Origin of the sequence: Anabaena sp. CCY 9910 (assembly GCF_963920875.1) — a bacterium.
GTDB lineage: Bacteria > Cyanobacteriota > Cyanobacteriia > Cyanobacteriales > Nostocaceae > Trichormus > Trichormus variabilis.
Window position 1 is genome coordinate 15,241 of sequence record NZ_CAWUDJ010000047.1, and the last position, 17,237, is coordinate 32,477.

Consider the following 17,237-nt stretch of genomic DNA (forward strand, 5'->3'; position numbering starts at 1 on the left):
CAGCTTTTTTTATATTTACTTTTACATTTAAATTCAGGTTTGTAGTCAAGAAATGAATGTCGACGACGACCTTAAACTTTATAGTTTACATACGGGAAATCTTATGAAAGCTGCTGAGTCTCTCCCTAATATCCAGATAAGAAGTATTGTAGGAATCACCGAGCCGACAATCTTACAATATTTTGCTACCCTCAACGCTGGAGAATTTGCAGCAACCGCCGTGTTATTTGCTGTTGATGGCGTAATGTATCCACCCTTTGAATCTGGTATTGTGGGGACAGATGCGATCGCTGCCTACTTACAACAAGAAGCCCAAGGTATCAAAGCTGACCCTCAGCAAGGAATAGCTGAAATCTCAGAAGATGGACAGACTCAAGTGCAAGTTTCTGGTAAAGCACAAACTTCTTGGTGTGGTGTAAATGTCTTATGGCTATTTACTCTTAACCCAGAAAAACAGATTACCCACACCCAAATTAAACTCTTAGCTTCTCCCCAAGAGTTACTGGCTTTGCGTCGTGAACAGTAGTCTTGATTAATGACTTTAACTTTGGGTTACGCTTGCTGCTTGTAGGGAACGTAGCAGCATTCTTCTTCCCAACTCAACATCTGATGGCGCACATTGCCAATCGGGGTGTGCTGTCATTAATAAGCTATCCAGAGTCTCTTGATCAAACAAATGCCAAACAGGAGCGTTGTTGACTGTAGCTTCTATGGCATAGCAGTTAATCCCAATACAGTGAAGGGTGCAAGCACTAGCAATCCTCACCAAAGTCATTGTATCCCCTGGTTGCAAAGCGCGAAACTCCCGGATAGCTTGTCTCAGTTCACTCATCGTAGAAACCATTAACCCAGGCAAAGCTACGGTGAGATTTTTATCTCCATTTACCATCATCCAGTAATGCCGACTGGGGTCTATTCCTTCTAACCAAGGTGATTCATCATCAAGGCGATAGCGTGGTGATAAACAAAAGAAAGCTTCCATTGGTATCGGTAGAGTTACGACTTTGGTTTTACTTAAAAGGATTTTCCACCACTGTGCATAACACTAAAAATGCAACGGTGGCTGTATGCTTTAAATATCTAATAAGTTCTACCTATAAATCAAATAAATTTAGCAAAAGTTATTAACTTACTTAATATCCCGTAATGATCGGAGGGTGAGGAGATAGAACAAAGCGATCGCCTATCATAAAACTAATAAGCGATCGCTTCATATAAAACCCCTATGAGCCAAGAAACAGTAAAACTACAAATTCCTCTAGAATCCTTATTAAAGGCTATTAGCTCACTAGACTTAGAAGAAAAACGAAAACTTTGGCAAGTCTTAGAGGTAGAAATCGCCCAAGCTGAAGAAGATTTATTAGAACAAGATCCTGTTGTCCTGTTAGAGGTGGAAGAGGCTCGAAACGCATATAAGTCAGGAGATTATCTAACTATTGAGCAGTACATAACCAATCGGTCTAGGAATGTTGAATGACTCACACAGTAATCATTCCTAAACCTGTACAGAAACAATTAGACAGCCTGCAAGATGAGATTCGTGATCGTATTCTTGAGAAAATTTTGTTATTGGCGGAAAATCCCCGTCCAGAAGGAGTAGTTAAGTTAAGAGGCTATGACAATGAATATCGCATACGCATCGGGGATTATCGTGTACGCTATGAAATTGACGATTCTGAGTTGATTGTTCTGTTACTTCTCTGCAAGCATCGAAAGGAGATTTATAAAAATTGAATGAGATAAGTTAAGTCAATCCCAAGCAACATAATTTAACTAATCTTCCTGAGATACAGTATCATCAGCAGGTTTATTAGCTTGCTGATCATCTGACCAAGGATCATCTCCTTCAGGATAGTGAGAAACGATGACTAACTCAGAGTCTTGTGAGTGGTCATGTCTCCATTCATCTAAAACATCTTTGATTAATACTTCTTGCACCCAAATTTTGGCGACAACAGTCAGGGGTAAGGCCAAGAATAAGCCTAAAAAGCCGAAGAAGGTGACAAAAAATAGCTGGGAAATTAAGGTCACAGCTGGAAGTAATGAAACTTGTTGCGCCATGACTATCGGCGTGATGAAGTTGCTCTCAGCTTGTTGGATAATAAAATAGAGAATCAAGACAGCAACAACTTTCCACGGACTATCTAAAAGTGCGATCGCCATTGCTGGGACGACACTTAAGGTAGGGCCTAGATTGGGAATCAGATTCAAGAACCCAGCTAAAACGCCTAAAGCTAAGGCTGCTTTGACACCTAAGATTGACAAGCCAACTACACTCATCAGTCCCACTACACCCATTGCGATTACCGCACCTGTAACCCAACCCTCCAAAGAGACTTCGCATTTATCTAAAATTCCATCTACCCGGCGGCGATAAAAGGAAGGGAACAGCCGCACAAATACTTTGCGGTAAGCGATGGGATCAGCTAGCAACATCCCGGTTAAAACTAACACTAGTAAAACTTTGAGAACTACTTCCAGTGAGCCGGAAACAATGGCGAAAGAACTTCCCAAAACCCTATTAATAAAGGGTTGTGCTTGTTGGATCAGACTGTTCAGATCAGGAATGTAGGGAACTAATTGGGCTGGGATGCGTGTTCTCAGTTCGTTAATCCAACCATTAAAGCGCTCAAACCCTTGGGGAACTCGATAGGTAAGTTCATTAAACTGCTCGGCAAAAGGTGGGACAATCAGCCAGAAAAAACCGATGACAATAGCGAAAAAGATAACTACAGCCAGCACCACAGCCAATCCTCGTTTCACCCCAGAACGTTGAAAGCGTTTGGCTAGCCGATTTAAAGTGGTGGCTAAGACGACTGCGGCAAACATGAGCAGAAGTACTTCCTTAATTTGCCACAATATATATAGAGAAAGAACTATAGCGATTAAGCCGATCCATTGACCAAGGTTCACAGGCTGACTCCCAGCTGTTGATGTGATGCAAATTACACAAAATCCCAGGCTGATTTTAGCAATTGAGCCTGGATTCTTTAGTTAATTTTGTTTTTGTGTTTGGAATCGCCAGAAAAGAGCGATCGCCAAAATTATAGTCGGTGATAAAACTAAAATGAGCGCGTTGGTTGCTGTCGCCGGAATCGGCCACATCGGCGCTACATATTTAATTGAAACTGATATCAAGGCAGATATTATAAGCAATTTGAGAACAAAACTTAGCTGATTTTCCATAAAGTACGGCAATACACATTTTCAGGCGGGTATCCACTAATTTAAGTGGCACTATCAAATCTTTACAATAGACCTAAGAGTACACAAAAGTTTACCAATATTCGGGACTGAGAACTGGGAAGACACAGGGGAAGCAGAGGAGCAGGGGAGCGGAGGAAGCAAGGGAAGTAAAAAAGAATAACTATGGACTATGGACTATTGACCAATGACAACCGACAACTGACCAATGACTAATTTAAATTGAGGTTACATCAAAATGCCTGTTGAAACTGATAAAAAAAATTCAATTAAACCACCAAGGTTACGACAATTTGGCGGCAGTTTCCTGATTCTGCTGACTTTGCTGTTATTGCTTAACTTTATTGTTCCCAGTTTTTCTGGCCCTCGCTTGCCACAGGTTCCTTATAGCGACTTTATCGCTCAAGTACAAGCAGGTAAAGTAGATAAGGCAATTGTAGGGGGCGATCGCATTCAATACTCCATCAAAACTCAAACCCCCGATGGTAAAGTCGTAGACCAGGTATTTGCTACCACACCAGTAGCTATTGATTTAGACTTACCCAAAATTCTCCGCGAAAATAATGTTGAGTTTGCCGCACCACCGCCAGACCAAAACGGCTGGATTGGAACTCTACTAAGTTGGGTAGCACCACCATTAATTTTCTTTGGGATTTGGGCATTTTTAATTAATCGTCAAGGTGGTGGCCCAGCTGCATTGACAGTTGGGAAAAGTAAAGCCCGGATTTACTCGGAAGGTAGCACTGGGGTGAAATTTCTCGATGTGGCTGGGGTGGATGAAGCCAAGGCGGAATTAGAAGAAATCGTTGACTTCTTGAAAAATGCGACTAAGTACACAAATTTAGGTGCGAAAATTCCTAAAGGTGTGTTGTTAGTCGGCCCTCCAGGGACTGGTAAAACTTTACTAGCAAAGGCGATCGCTGGTGAAGCGGGTGTACCATTCTTCAGTATCTCTGGTTCAGAATTTATTGAGTTGTTTGTCGGTGTCGGTGCGGCGCGCGTCCGTGACTTATTTGAGCAAGCCAAAAAACAAGCTCCCTGTATCGTCTTCATCGATGAGTTAGACGCATTAGGTAAATCTCGCGGTGGTGCTGGCGGCTTTGTTGGCGGTAATGATGAACGCGAACAAACCCTCAACCAATTACTCACAGAAATGGATGGCTTTGATGCTAATACAGGTGTAATTATCATCGCTGCTACCAACCGTCCCGAAGTTCTAGACCCTGCTTTGCGTCGTCCTGGTCGCTTTGACCGCCAAGTCGTGGTCGATCGCCCTGATAAAATTGGTCGAGAAGCAATTCTCAAAGTCCACGCCAGAAATGTGAAATTAGCTGATGATGTCGATTTAGGTAACATCGCTATCAAAACACCTGGTTTTGCTGGTGCAGATTTAGCTAACCTCGTCAATGAAGCTGCACTATTAGCCGCCAGACAAAATCGCCAAGCTGTCGTGATGGCTGATTTCAACGAAGCTATTGAAAGGTTAGTGGCTGGTTTAGAAAAACGTTCTCGTGTCTTGAACGAAACCGAGAAGAAGACCGTCGCTTATCACGAAGTTGGTCACGCCATTATCGGCGCATTAATGCCGGGCGCTGGTAGAGTTGAGAAAATCTCTGTTGTTCCTCGTGGTGTTGGCGCTTTGGGTTATACAATTCAAATGCCTGAAGAAGACCGCTTCTTGATGATTGAAGATGAAATTCGCGGGCGAATTGCCACTCTTTTGGGTGGACGTTCGGCGGAAGAAACAGTCTTTGGTAAAGTCTCCACCGGTGCAAGTGATGACATTCAAAAAGCCACAGACTTAGCGGAACGCTACGTCACTTTATATGGAATGAGTGACAAATTAGGGCCAGTAGCTTTTGAGAAGATTCAACAACAATTCCTCGAAGGTTACGGTAATCCTCGCCGTTCCATTAGTCCCAAAGTAGCTGAGGAAATCGACCGCGAAGTGAAGCAGATTGTAGATAATGCTCATCACATCGCCTTGAGTATCCTGCAAAATAACCGTGACTTGTTGGAAGAAACTGCACAGGAACTTCTGCAAACAGAAATTCTCGAAGGTGCTGCACTCAGGGAACGCCTCAGCCAAGCTCAAGCACCGGAAGAACTACAAGAATGGTTGCGGACAGGTAAGATATCGGAAGATAAACCCCTAATGCAAACACTTCTGGTCTAAAGATTACACCTTTAGGAACTTCCAGATAAAAAATATCCAAATTGTAGGGTGCGTCAGTGCAAGAAAATCTAGCTGTATCAAGAAATTATTCATACTGACGCACCCTGCTAAATTTTGTCCCCCACTGAATTCGTAGTAACAAATTCAGTGGGGGACATTAAGCTTTTAACTTTTCTGTTGGTGACTGGTAATTGGTAATGGTTAGTAGAAAAACCAATTACCAATTAGCTATTACCTATTACCACCCAGACCAACAATATCATCCGAATTAGCCGAACTAGAAATTACACTCTTGTTGCAGGGTATTCAATTTCACTACTCTTGACCTCTTCTGCTGTCAATAACTCCCGAATTAGACGCACAGTAGCTTTCTGCACTAATTGATTAGCAACTTGCTGTCCCAAACGCTGCACGCCTGGATTGAAAGCCAACTGAGCAACTTGAGGTGCAAACTGGGCTGGGTCAAAGCCACGGGTTTCCCGTAGAATATTTAAGATATTTTTGATATGTTCTAAGGTCTGTTGTTGCTCAACTGTCGCGGCTGGAGTTTCGTTGATGGCTGTAATACCTACTCTTTCTCTGAGGAGGTAGGTAAAGTTATGCAGCACATTTTTACTTAAAGCATTGATTCCGTTGAGAAATTCATCGACCAACTTATCTCGAATAAAAGAGCCACGTTCAGACGAGAGGAAATCTACACCTTGATTCACTACTAAGTTCAAGTCATAGTCTTGGTTTTTCCGCGCATTACGTAATAAGTTTTCTAACCGATTCCAACGGAATCTACCATCTTTAAATAGTAAGTCTCGCAAGGAGATTCTTAATTCTGGTGCTGGGTCGGTTAACAAACGTTTAGCAACGTAGGGATAAGCCTCACTCAGAACCTTAAAGTTGGGATCTATATAGATAGCAATCCCTTCTAGGGTGACGAGGGAGCGAATGATTAAAGCGTAGTAGGGGGGTACGCGGAAAGGATACTCATACATCAATTCTGATAGTTCATCAGTGATGCTCTTAATGTTAAATTCGGCTACGCTAGCGCCTTGAGCATTGGCAAAAACTTTGCCAAAGGCGGGGATAATTGGAGTGAGGTCTGTTTCTGGTGAAAGGAAATCTAATTTAACGTAGTCTTTTGCTAACCCTTCAAAGTCACGATTAACTACGTGGACGATCGCCTCAATTAAACCATAACGTTGCGGTGGTTTAATCTCACTCATCATCCCAAAGTCGAGGTAAGCGAGTTTACCGTCTGGTGTGGCTAACAAGTTACCAGGATGGGGGTCAGCGTGAAAAAATCCATGTTCTAAAAGTTGCCTTAATGAGCACTGCACACCAACTTCGATTAAATAGCGAGCATCTATCCCTTGGGCGCTAATTTCTGCTGTTTGGGTGAGTTTTGTGCCGTTGATCCACTCCATCGTCAAGACACGACGGTTAGTATATTCCCAGTATATTCTTGGTACATATATGTCTTGTATGTGACCGTATAGTTGAAAGAAACGTTCTGCATTTTCACCTTCGTGGATATAATCCATCTCTTCAAAAATGCGATCGCCTAATTCATCTAAAATCCCCACTAAGTCACTGCGTACCCTCTTGACTTTCTTCTGTACCCAAGCCGCTAGCCCACGTAAAATATATAAGTCAATCGTGATTCGTTCTCGTAAATCTGGGCGCTGAACTTTAACTGCTACTTCTTCCCCTGTTTTTAGTTTACCTTTATAAACTTGTCCCAAAGAAGCCGCCGCAATTGGTTGGGCTGAAAGTTCGGCGTAAACTTCTTCTGGTGGCTGTCCTAATTCTTCTTGAATGAATTGGTACGCAATTTCGTTAGGAAAAGCTGGTAACTGGTCTTGTAATCTTGTCAGTTCTTCTAAATATATGGGGGGGACTAAATCTGGTCTAGTAGATAAGGCTTGACCAATTTTGATGTAAGCAGGCCCCAGTTGCGTTAATAATTCCTTTAACTGAATAGCTCGACGGCGATCGTTTTTGACCACTACTCCCCGTTTAATATCCCACCACAACCCAAAGACAAAGGAGAAAGTAGGCCCCAAAACAGCAAAAATCCGTCGCAAAACTTGCAAGGGTCGATGACGATAATGCTCTGCTACTGCTACAGGGTCGTAAACTATTGTCTCAGGTTCGAGATTGTTAGTTACCAAGACCTGGGGTCTTTCAGGGCTTACGGTTCCTGATGAGCGCACAACCAAGGCTTGTGTATCCTTTAGCTGTAGTTCGCCCTCAATCGGTCGGGAATTTGGGGGAAGTGTCTTCACAGTCATGAATAGAGCCACCGGTCGGATTGAACTTGTTAAGTATTGTAACAATATCTTTACAGGAAATTGCCAATTTAGTTTGGGAATTAAGAACTAGAGACTAGGAATATAATTTACCTGGTCTTTTTCTGCTCCTTTGCTCCCCATCCTGCCTTTTTTGTTACACTTGAATGTGCTTGCTAATTCAATGGTAGTAGGTATTGCTGGTTGCCGAAAGTGGGAAATATCCGGCATCTGCCCCTCTAGGAGAATATGGCTTGATGTTGCTTTGCCTGCGGATTGAAAATTTTGCCCTGATTGATCAACTGGAACTGGATTTCGGCGCGGGTCTAAATGTTTTAACAGGTGAAACCGGCGCGGGAAAATCAATTATTTTAGATGCAATCGATGCTGTGTTAGGTGGGAAAGTTTCTAGTCGGGTGATTCGGACTGGAACATCTAGGGCAATGGTGGAAGCCACTTTCACCACAAATCCCCCCTTAGCAGCTTGGTTGACAGAACAAGAAATAGATTTAATTGACGATAATTCTGTAGTCATTAGTCGAGAGATCACCGTTAGTACTAGTAATATTCGCAGCCGATCGCGGGTGAATGGCGTGTTAGTCAATCGCCAGATCATGGGCGGACTGCGCGATCGCTTGGTGGAAATTACAGCCCAAGGTCAAACAGTACAAGTAGGGCAATCAGCCCAAGTCCGGGATTGGTTGGATATGTATGGTGGTGATGCTTTAATTCAGCAGCGCCAGCATATCGCCACAGCCTTCAATGCTTATCAGCAAGCCCATACAAATTTAGAAAAGCGCCGGACATCAGAACGAGAACGACTACAACAACTGGATTTATTGACTTATCAAGTCCAAGAGTTATCAACAGCCAATCTCAGCGACCCCCTGGAATTGGAACAACTGCAACAAGAACGGGAACGCCTGAATCATGTTGTTGATTTACAACAGATGAGTTACAAAATCTATCAGGCTTTGTATCAAACCGAAGATGAAACCTTAGCCGTCTCAGACCTCCTTGGCGACAGCGAAACCACCTTAAACGACATGGTGGAATATGACAGACAATTACAACCACTGTTAGATTTGGTGAGAGATGCTCAAACAGCCATTACAGAAGTAGCTAGACAAATTAACACTTATGGGGAAAGTTTGGAAGCTGACCCCCAGCGCTTAGAAGAAGTAGAAGAACGGATTCGAGAGTTAAAACAAATCTGCCGCAAGTATGGCCCCAGCTTAACAGAAGCGATCGCCTACAGCGAAAAAATTCAAGCTGAATTGGCAGCCCTCAACGATAGTGAACAGTCCATCGAAAGTTTAGAACAGCAGGAAAAAGTCTGTTTTGAGAAACTAACTCAGTCCTGCCAAAAGTTAACGCAGTTACGCAAGAAAACAGGCGCTACCTTAGAATCTCGGTTGATAGCCGAACTTAAACCCTTGGCAATGGAAAAAGTCAAGTTTCAAGTAGAAATATTGCCAATTGTGCCAACATCTGCTGGTGCAGACAAAATTACCTTTATGTTTAGCCCCAACCCAGGGGAACCACTACAACCATTAACAGAAATTGCTTCTGGTGGGGAAATGAGCCGCTTTTTACTAGCCCTGAAAGCCTGTTTTAATCAAGCTGATGCGGCGGCGACATTAGTATTTGATGAAATAGACGTTGGGGTTTCGGGGAGAGTAGCACAGGCGATCGCCGAAAAATTACATCAGTTGAGTCAAAGCCACCAAGTATTATGTGTTACTCACCAACCCTTAGTAGCAGCAATGGCAGATAAGCATTTCCGCGTAGATAAGCAGACTGTTACCCAAGGTAAAGGTAAGAAATCTAATAATGGCAATAGCGAACAGCGTACTGTGGTACGTGTGACAAACTTAGATGATTTGACTACCCGCCGGGAAGAATTAGCCCAGTTAGCTGGTGGTAAATCTGCCAGTGATGCGATCGCCTTTGCAGAAAGTTTGTTAACCCAAGCGGCTAATCACCGTCAGGGACAGAGGAATTAAAATTGCGATCCTCCCTTAATTAGCCGCATCAAAAATTTGCTGTGCGGTTAAAATTAACTGGGGAAAGCTAGGTGATGCGATCGGGCTATTCCCTTGAAATGCCGTCATCTGATATTCACCTTCAACTATGGACAAATTTTGGAAACCCTTACACCCCTACACCCTTTTTCAACAAAAAATCTGGGTACGTAAGTCCTAGACTATTGACCAGTTGGCTCTATTGTCACTCTAACGAAAAAATTACTGAAGTCCGGTTTAGTCCCATCCCGATTATGGCCGGGAGTAAAGCTTTCGTTTTTGAACAAATCACCAACAAGTTGTTCGTATAAGCTTTTCTCAGATTGTAAACTTGCTGGCTCTATTTTGATCACGATCGCCTGTTGGAAGTTACCATTTTTATCAATTACTAAACTAGCTAGTAACTGTGCCGGCTTAATTGGGGAATCGCCAGGAAGATAGCTAGAGTCTACAGTTTTTGAACTGCTTCCTTGATATGCGGAAAGAACTTCCGGTAAATCATTGACTAATTGGCGTGCTTCTGATTCTGCCAGAGGTGCTAATGTGGCGATCGCTCCCCTGGCGGTAGAATTTGCATTATCCTCAGTGGGGGTGTTTGCAGGTTCTTCTGTTGGAGTTGGGGTATATTGCTCAGTGGGAATTTTTACAGTTTCTCCTGTTGGGGTTGGTGGACTGTCCCCAGATGGATTGTTTGCCGTTTCACTGTTAGGGGTGGCTGAGTTATCCTGCGTTGGAGTGTTTGTCGTTTCCCCAGAGGATGTGTCTGGGGTGTCTTCTTCATCTCGCGGAGTTTTGTCTTCTACTGTTTCCGACTGTTGTACTTGTTCCGGTGTAACAGGTGGAATATCTGAAGGTAGAGGTTTTCCCTGTCCCAGTTCAATTTCTTCACGACGATTCCAAGGAAGCTCACCCACGGGAACTGTGGGTGTAGGTTTGGGTTCTGGTTCTGTGGTTGGTGTAGGTGTAGGTTCTGGTTCTGGTTCTGTAGTTTGCGTGGGAGTGGGTTCTGGTTCTGTAGTTTGTGTAGATTCCGATTGAGGAAAAACTTCCACCTTCGATTGAGCAACATTATTATTTTCCGGCTGGGACTGCTCGCCAGAATTTATAATCTCAGCATCTTGATTTGTAGACGTTGGTGGTGCTTGTGCTGTGGTGCTATTAGATACAGACTGTTGAGGTGGTGACGAAGCAGGTTTATCTGTAGAGTTAGTCTGAGGCGTAACTTCTATCAACTCTATAGGGACAACACTTTGATCTGGCTGTGGAAACCACAACCCTACCGTACTAGATGAACGTATCAACCAAAAAGCTAATAAGTGGAGTGAAGCTGAACCTAGAGCTACAGCAAACCATAGACCAGGTGGATCATTATGTCTCCGCCAGACTTTAGCGGGAGTGGGAGTTTTATCCGCTACCGATGTTGTCATATTTAGATATAAATATACGATTCGGAGCTATTGCTGGTGAATCTAGATGAATATTAACGGTTAACCATTAATTCTGATTTCACAGCAAAAGTCAGAACTGTTTCATCTATTCCTTTAAGTTTTAGCGGACTACCTTTAGTAATTTCTTCGTCTTGTAAATAATCTGCTACAGCAGCAGAGACCAAGATTGTACCGGGAACAGCAGCAGATTGCAATCGAGCGGCGATATTGACACTAGGCCCAATGGCAGTATAGTCGGCACGTTCAGCACTACCAAACATTCCTACAACAGCCGTCCCTTGGTGAATACCACAGCGAAACTGTACACCCCCATAATCATGGGTATCAAATATCCCCTGATCCCGCCAACGCTGGTTTAGTTGAGCCAATGAGCTGTGCATGGCTCTAGCCGTATTCACTGCTCGTCGCACCTGCTCATTAGGTGTGAGTTCTTCTGGCGCTCCATAGAGAGCTAAGATAGCATCCCCCATAAACTTATCTACAGTGCCACCATTATCAAACACAGCTTTAGTCATGAACTCTAAATACTCATTCAGTAATTCTGCCACTCGCCGGGATCTGAGAGTGTTGGCTAACTGCGTAAAACCAACGATGTCGCTAAACAACACCGTAATTAAACGCGGTTCTGGACGCAAATCTAAGCTCAAAGAACCAGCAGCCGCTTTCGACACCAACGCAGGCGGCAAAAAGCGCTTAAGAACTGATTCTGTCAGGTAAGTATTTAACTCCAAAACTCGCTTTTCATTTTCCTTCAAAGCTAAAAGATTGCGAACCTCTGCTAGAAGTTCCCGATCATTAAATGGTTTTGCTAAATACGCATCTGCCCCATGTTCTGTGCTTTCGATGCGGGTTTCCTCATCTACCTTTGCGGTTAGCAAAATGATTGGCGTTCCTTTCACCTTTTCGTCATTACGGATCATCCGAATCATCTCTAACCCTGTGACCAAAGGCATCATCAAATCAGTAACAATTAAATTAGGAACAAGTTCTTGGACTTTACTAAATCCTTCATAACCGTTACGAGCTGTATAAACTTGATAACCACTACGGCGGAGAATATCGGATACGTAAGTTCGCAGATCCGGGTTGTCATCAACAACAAGGATTGAATGTGTGGATTGTTGTGTGCTGTTTGCTGTATGCTGCTGAGTCTCAGAAATAGGTAAGGGATTAATAGTTTCTATATCTATATTTTCTAGTGTTGTTTCTACCAGTTCTAAATCAGCTAGTTCTACACTAGCGCGGCTAGTAGTAAGTTCAACAGGCGTATCTGATACTTGCTGTAGAGGTAAGTGATCATTACCGATAACCAACCATAGGGTAAAGGTTGTACCTTTGCCATAGACTGATTCGACGGTAACTCTGCCACCATGTAGTTCTACTAATTCTTTAACTAAGGCTAAACCTAAGCCGCTACCCTCATAGGAGCGATTTTCTGAACCTTCGGCTTGGCGGAAGCGCTCAAACAGATGGGGAATTTGCTCTTTAACAATGCCAATACCTGTATCTTGGACTTGCAAGATGCAGTGGTGTCCTTGGGATTGTAACTTGACACTGATTGTGCCACCTTCTGGTGTAAATTTCATGGCATTTGACAGGAGGTTATAAACCACCTTGTCGAATTTTTCCATGTCTATATAGACTGTAGGACACTCATCTAGTTCGGTAGTTAGATGTAGTGCCTTTTTTTCGCAATAGGGGCGAAATGATTCCACAATTTGACTGACAAAATCCACTAAATCACAAGGACGGAAACTAGGCTGCATTCTCCCTGCATCTAGGCGTTGTAAATCTAATAGTTGGTTAACTAACCGCAACAGCCGTCGGGAGTTACGCAAGGCGATCGCACTTTGGGCATAAGATAACCCCTCCCCTGTTCCCACTGCCGATTCTAACGGCCCTTGAATGAGGGTGATGGGAGTACGAAATTCATGGGATATGTTTTGAAAAAATTCTGTTTTTTGTTTGTCTAATTGCAGTAAGCGTTCGGCTTGTTCGCGGGTTTTCTGGTATAAATGGGACTGCTGTACGGCGATCGCTGCTTGTGCAGCTACAGCTTTGGCCAGTTCAATATCAGAGGAGAGCCATTGCCTAGCTCTCTTTCCTTCTCGCAGGGTAATACTGCCTATACATTTGCCATCCGCCAGTAAAGGGACAACCATGAGCGATCGCGCTGGCATTTTCAAATTTAAATCAAACCTTTTGGTTTCCCAATCTGAATGATTCATATCCGTAATTATTACAGGCTGATGGGTTTTTAATATTTCCTGTAAAATTGGATTTTCTAAAATAGGTGCTTGTGACTCTGGTAATTCCTGAGTTATCAGCCGGTGATTGTCCAACGAGTCTTCGCTATGTCGAGAACTATCATACAAGCCCACACACTTGACAAACTCATCCTCTTCCGTCCATAAAGACAACACACAGCCGTCAACTTGTAAAGCTTGCCCTAATTTTTGGGTAATTGCCGCAAAAATATCTTCAGGATTAAGACTAGAGCGAATCGCTGTTGTGATGGTATTAATCAAGGACTCTCGTTTTGCCAGCGCCCGTACTTGTTCATAAGCGTAGGCTTGGGACAAAGCCAAGGCAGCTTGATCCGCCACCATCAAAACTAACTGTACTTCTTCTTCTCCCCAGATCCGTGCTTGGGAACATTGATGCAGTGCCAAAACAGCCATCAGTTCTTGTTGGCAAATCAGTGGCACAACTAAACTAGAACGGATATCAGCCGCAGCAAACGCATCAGTTCTGTGCTGTAGTTCTGGGCTATCTCCGTGAAGGCGCTCATCACCTGCCACATCATGAATTATCTGCACTTCGCGGGTTTCCCAGACAGTATCCGCCAGAATCGTCAGGGGGGCAGAATTATGTATAGTTTTCTCTATCGCAGCTGGAGAATATTTCTGGTAGACAAATCCTTCATCTACTAATTGTCCATCTTGAAAGGAACGTAATAGACAGACATCCACCTCTAACATATGACCAACTGTATCGACAATTGCTTGCAAAATTTGTCGATAGTCTAAGGCACTGCGAATTGTGTTGGTGACAGTGTTCAGCAGAGATTCTTGGCGCAGCGTGCGGGTGAGTTCACGAGTGCGAGCTTTCAGAACATTGTGAGTATCTAGGGCTTGGCGGACTACAGCTTTGAGTTCTTCGGCTTCCCAAGGTTTGGTGACATATTTAAATACCTTACCAGCATTAATTGCTTCTACTAAGTCTTCTACGTCAGTGTAACCAGTTAAAATAATCCGAATAATATCTGGATATTGTGTAGCTGTCAGGCTCAAAAATTCCGTACCACTCATGATCGGCATTCGCTGATCGGAGATGATCACTGCGATCTCTCCCTCTTGCGCCAGCAGATCCAGTGCCGCAGGTCCAGATATAGCTCTCAGCACCTTGTAGTCACGATAAAAGGTGCGGTAAAGCAAGTCAAGGTTGTCTGGCTCATCATCAACAACCAAAATTTTGGGCTTACTGTTTACTGGGGATTTCATGCACCGCTTTCCTGCTGTAACGGCAGTCGGATAAAGGTTAATCTCATTGGGAAGGATTGGTTCACAGTAATTTGCCTCAATGGCTTTTTAGGGCTGCCATTTGCGCTAGCGCAGTGCAATTGGTCTCATTATCGATTTTTGCTTTACAGATTTGATGCTTATTAGTCAAATCTTGCCTCACCTCCAACAAACACATTTCAGTCTTACTGTATACATTCTTCGAGTCTGGTGCAAAAACCAGATGAAGCTACATATTAAGTTTGCCCGTTGCGACAGTTGTGCTAACACATTTAAGTAAATTTTATTTATAGCAGTTATCTTAGAGTAAGAGGACGGGAATTAGGGGCTAGGCTTTCTCCGTAAACTTCCGTATTCAAAGATATGACAGAGCGCTCACGCTGCCTAAGTTTTGTCGAAATCTCGAAATTTTATGTCACCATCCGAACAGAATTGGGCTAAGAGTGCGAAAGCCTACGGAGATAGATGGAAGAACAGTTGACAACTGACCACTGACCATTGACTATTAAATCAATTTACAAGTTCAATTTTCCCAGTTGCTGTTTAGAATATTTGAGAAGATTTTATTTGGATAATATTAATATTCAACTAGCCTTGACATCCTGGTTTTTTGATCCATCTAGCCACAAGCCAGTTACAGCAGATACTGAGCCAAGTTTTCGCCAAGTTCACATTCGTGCTGCTACACCTGCTGATTTGACTAGTATCGCCCAAATTATTGCGGAAAGTTTTCACTCTCAGAATGGTTTCTGGGGGTGGGCTTTTCCACTACTCCGTTTGGGTATTTATGAAGATTTCAAACATCGCCTGTTATCGCCTGCTCCCCATCACCTTTGTTTGGTTGCTGTGGAAACTACTAACGATGGAGTTGATCAGTTACTGGGAACGGTAGAAGTTGGTGTACGCTTTAGTGATTACTGGACGCAGACGGGCAAAAGTTTTCCTTACCTGTCTAATTTAGCTGTTCATCCTCAATACCGTAGGCATGGTGTGGCTTCAAAATTGCTTGTCAGATGTGAGCAAGTTTCTCAAGAATGGGGATTTCAAAACTTATACCTGCACGTTTTAGAAAATAACTATCAAGCACGTCAGCTTTATTTTAAGTTAGGATATCAGGTACACAAAATTGACTCTCATTGGAATAGTTTTTTATTTCGACGCTCTCAACACATTCTTTTGCACAAACAAATCAATATCGCTTCGACTGGCTAATTGGATTGTTTGTGGGAAAAAGTGGGGTGATACAAGGGGCTTTATTCTACCCTTCGTAGATAGTAACTCCATACAGTCGTAATTGAAAATGTATGGTCTGGGGGGTATCTATCATGTAATTATTATTCTCTGAACAGATTTTTTAAGTCATGAATTTGCATCATTCACCTTAATATTTTGGTTAAACATTATGAATTTGTAAGCATTCACCACTCACGAATAAGACATTCATAGATTTTGCCGTAAGATTAACTCCATAAATCCGTATGCTATCCTTTGCTCTGAACTCAGTTCTAATCTCTACGGACAATCGCTATGAATCGTTGTGTGAGGATGGTCTTAAATGAAGTTGTACTAACTTTTCTGTGGAAATAATACTATTTCAGTTTTTTGATTGGCTTTATATTATTTCGACTAAGAAATATAATAGGAATATTCCATCTTCACATAAAACGTTAATTTGCTATAATATTGGCAAATATAAATATTCTGAAATATCAATATTTGAATAAATAGCAATATCAGTAGAACTACCTTATAGAAACTTTTGAATCCTTACAATAACTTATCATTAAATATATTGGACTTTATCAAAACTTTAAATAAATTACACATATTTTAGAGACAATGTTGATTAATTCACATACAATGTGGTTACTTAATTAATGATTTGCATTAATATATTTGTATCTTAGTTAAATTGAACAGCCAATTTATACTACTAAGAAGCAATAAAAACTGAAGTGGTTTTTAACCATAAATATCCACTTTAAGTTGTCCACACAACTCAGTTATTAAAAAGTTTGCAAAAACATGGATAGCGAAAAACTCCAGCGCTATCAGACTACTATGGTATCCACTTACTACCCTGACACAAGTTGCCTTGACGATTTTGTCATGCTAGATGGGACTGAGCAATCACATAGCTCGGACGTTCTGACACTTCTGCACAGTGGAGAAGTTTTTATCGTCAATAGTCGGAGACGGAACGGATTAATATTATTTAAGCGCTACCATGCAGAATTTGCGGGTCCAGGGGCAGCAATTGGTGGGGACTATGATTGTGATTGTCAAAAGGTCATACCCATAGGTAATCTTTCTTTGTTAAGCCCTGAATCTTATGAAGAACGCCAAAAAGCTTATTTAATTCGGCGACAATGGATTCGTTTAATTAAACAAATTACAGAAAACCCAGTACCTCAGCAGCGAGTGCAGAAGATTCTGGATCAATTCGAGCAATACTTTCCGCCTACGACGGTGGCTGATTTACCCGATGTTGCTTTTGCTTTGTTAGTAGGAGTGCTACCACAAACGGCGGGAATGGTACGTCGTTGGGGTAGTGAAACGGAATAAATTTATCTTTGGTAATT

Annotated in this window: 13 protein-coding genes and 1 pseudogene; 7 read left to right on the top strand and 7 right to left on the bottom strand. The window is 42.6% G+C overall.

Features of this window, described 5'->3' with window-relative positions; genetic code table 11:
* The first annotated feature begins 103 nt into the window (after positions 1-103).
* A complete protein-coding gene (locus ACM5QX_RS24895) occupies positions 104-526 on the top strand; it encodes a nuclear transport factor 2 family protein (RefSeq protein ID WP_414755996.1) in 423 nt (140 codons plus the stop codon).
* Positions 527-541: 15 nt separating this feature from the next.
* Here the strand turns inward: ACM5QX_RS24895 and ACM5QX_RS24900 are convergent, their stop codons facing one another.
* Positions 542-982 (bottom strand): hypothetical protein, encoded by a 441-nt coding sequence (locus ACM5QX_RS24900; protein WP_414755974.1) that lies wholly within the window; start codon positions 980-982, stop codon positions 542-544.
* Positions 983-1,225: 243 nt separating this feature from the next.
* On the opposite strand from ACM5QX_RS24900, the gene ACM5QX_RS24905 reads away from it, so the two are divergent.
* Both ACM5QX_RS24905 and ACM5QX_RS24910 read left to right on the top strand, forming a co-directional pair.
* Entirely contained in the window at positions 1,226-1,477 is a 252-nt protein-coding gene (locus ACM5QX_RS24905; protein ID WP_414755975.1) for a hypothetical protein, read from the top strand.
* Positions 1,474-1,734, top strand: a complete 261-nt coding sequence (locus ACM5QX_RS24910) for a type II toxin-antitoxin system RelE family toxin (RefSeq protein WP_414755976.1) — start codon at positions 1,474-1,476, stop codon at positions 1,732-1,734. Before ACM5QX_RS24905 ends, ACM5QX_RS24910 begins: the two co-directional genes overlap by 4 nt.
* Before the next feature lie 39 nt (positions 1,735-1,773).
* Here ACM5QX_RS24910 and ACM5QX_RS24915 read toward each other — a convergent pair whose 3' ends face one another.
* Positions 1,774-2,913 carry an AI-2E family transporter gene (locus ACM5QX_RS24915; protein WP_414755977.1) on the bottom strand — a complete coding sequence of 380 codons (1,140 nt, stop codon included), beginning with the start codon at positions 2,911-2,913 and terminating at the stop codon, positions 1,774-1,776.
* 81 nt (positions 2,914-2,994) lie between these two features.
* Complete coding sequence (locus tag ACM5QX_RS24920) at positions 2,995-3,186, bottom strand: hypothetical protein (RefSeq protein WP_414755978.1); 192 nt, start codon at positions 3,184-3,186, stop codon at positions 2,995-2,997.
* Between the two features lie 256 nt (positions 3,187-3,442).
* Here ACM5QX_RS24920 and ftsH point away from each other — a divergent pair, with 256 nt between their 5' ends.
* Positions 3,443-5,380, top strand: a complete 1,938-nt coding sequence (ftsH, locus tag ACM5QX_RS24925) for an ATP-dependent zinc metalloprotease FtsH (protein WP_414755979.1) — start codon at positions 3,443-3,445, stop codon at positions 5,378-5,380.
* 284 nt (positions 5,381-5,664) lie between these two features.
* Here ftsH and ACM5QX_RS24930 read toward each other — a convergent pair whose 3' ends face one another.
* A complete protein-coding gene (locus ACM5QX_RS24930) occupies positions 5,665-7,665 on the bottom strand; it encodes an ABC1 kinase family protein (RefSeq protein ID WP_414755980.1) in 2,001 nt (666 codons plus the stop codon).
* Between the two features lie 254 nt (positions 7,666-7,919).
* Between ACM5QX_RS24930 and recN the strand changes: the two genes are divergently transcribed.
* Positions 7,920-9,668, top strand: coding sequence for a DNA repair protein RecN (gene recN, locus ACM5QX_RS24935; protein ID WP_414755997.1), 1,749 nt, complete (start codon positions 7,920-7,922; stop codon positions 9,666-9,668).
* Positions 9,669-9,683: 15 nt separating this feature from the next.
* Here recN and ACM5QX_RS24940 read toward each other — a convergent pair.
* The 3 genes and pseudogenes from ACM5QX_RS24940 to ACM5QX_RS24950 all read right to left on the bottom strand — a co-directional run.
* Positions 9,684-9,797: pseudogene (locus ACM5QX_RS24940) on the bottom strand (Uma2 family endonuclease); the annotation flags it as partial.
* Between the two features lie 71 nt (positions 9,798-9,868).
* Complete coding sequence (locus ACM5QX_RS24945; RefSeq protein ID WP_414755981.1) at positions 9,869-11,113, bottom strand: hypothetical protein; 1,245 nt, start codon at positions 11,111-11,113, stop codon at positions 9,869-9,871.
* Positions 11,114-11,166: 53 nt separating this feature from the next.
* On the bottom strand, positions 11,167-14,637 hold the full coding sequence (locus tag ACM5QX_RS24950) for a response regulator (RefSeq protein WP_414755982.1): 3,471 nt from the start codon (positions 14,635-14,637) through the stop codon (positions 11,167-11,169).
* A gap of 585 nt (positions 14,638-15,222) precedes the next feature.
* On the opposite strand from ACM5QX_RS24950, the gene ACM5QX_RS24955 reads away from it, so the two are divergent.
* On the top strand, positions 15,223-15,867 hold the full coding sequence (locus ACM5QX_RS24955; protein WP_414755983.1) for an N-acetyltransferase family protein: 645 nt from the start codon (positions 15,223-15,225) through the stop codon (positions 15,865-15,867).
* 813 nt (positions 15,868-16,680) lie between these two features.
* Positions 16,681-17,220 carry a hypothetical protein gene (locus ACM5QX_RS24960; protein ID WP_414755984.1) on the top strand — a complete coding sequence of 180 codons (540 nt, stop codon included), beginning with the start codon at positions 16,681-16,683 and terminating at the stop codon, positions 17,218-17,220.
* Positions 17,221-17,237: the final 17 nt, after the last annotated feature.